Source organism: Azotobacter armeniacus (assembly GCF_054779355.1).
This window is the reverse complement of the sequence record NZ_BAAGYK010000161.1, coordinates 357-990: the sequence shown is the minus strand read 5'-3', so window position 1 is coordinate 990 and position 634 is coordinate 357. Positions and strand designations below refer to the sequence as shown.

Genomic DNA, 634 nt, shown 5'->3' with positions numbered 1-634 from the left:
ACCTGGAGGGCGTGGTGGTCGATTGCCCGACCATCGGAGTTTCGTTTGCATTTCATGGAGGTATTGTCTCTCAATATGACAATACTTTCGATAGGCTTAGTAACCGCCACTGCTGTCGTGGCTGCGGTGGGAAACGCCACGACCTTTCATTCGGGGCGTCAGTTCGCCGCCTGGCTGGGACTGGTTCCCCGGCAAACCGGTACCGGCGGTCAAGTCCGACAACTGGGGCTGAGCAAGCGCGGCGACAGCTACCTGCGCATGCTGTTGACGCACGGGGCTCGCTCGATCGAAAGCGATCCATAAACCCCATCTGTTGACGGCCGTGCCGGTCTTTTACAGTGGCGCCGTCGGAGTGCAGTTCCACGGCAGCAGCGCCTCGTAGTCTTCGACGCCTTGCGCTGCCGGCAGGCGTTCGAGGACGTGGCGCAGCCAGGCGTAGGGCTCCTGTCCGTTGGCCCTGGCGGTTTCCACCAGGCTGTAGAGCTGCGCGCTGGCCGTCGCGCCTTTGGGCGTGTCGCTGAACAGCCAGTTCTTGCGGCCGATGACGAACGGCCGAATGGCCCGTTCGGCACGATTGTTGTCGATCGGCAGGTAGCCCGCCTCGGTATAGCGAATGAGCCGGCTCCAGTTGCTA

1 protein-coding gene and 1 pseudogene are annotated in these 634 nt (G+C 62.3%); one reads left to right on the top strand and one right to left on the bottom strand.

Annotated elements, in window-relative coordinates:
- Nucleotides 1-81: 81 nt before the first annotated feature.
- Nucleotides 82-288, top strand: a pseudogene (locus tag ACYVD0_RS21535) (transposase); the annotation flags it as partial.
- A gap of 45 nt (nt 289-333) precedes the next feature.
- Here ACYVD0_RS21535 and ACYVD0_RS21530 read toward each other — a convergent pair.
- Nucleotides 334-634, bottom strand: a 301-nt coding sequence (locus ACYVD0_RS21530) for a transposase domain-containing protein (protein WP_460428699.1), incomplete at its 5' end; no start/stop codon positions are given.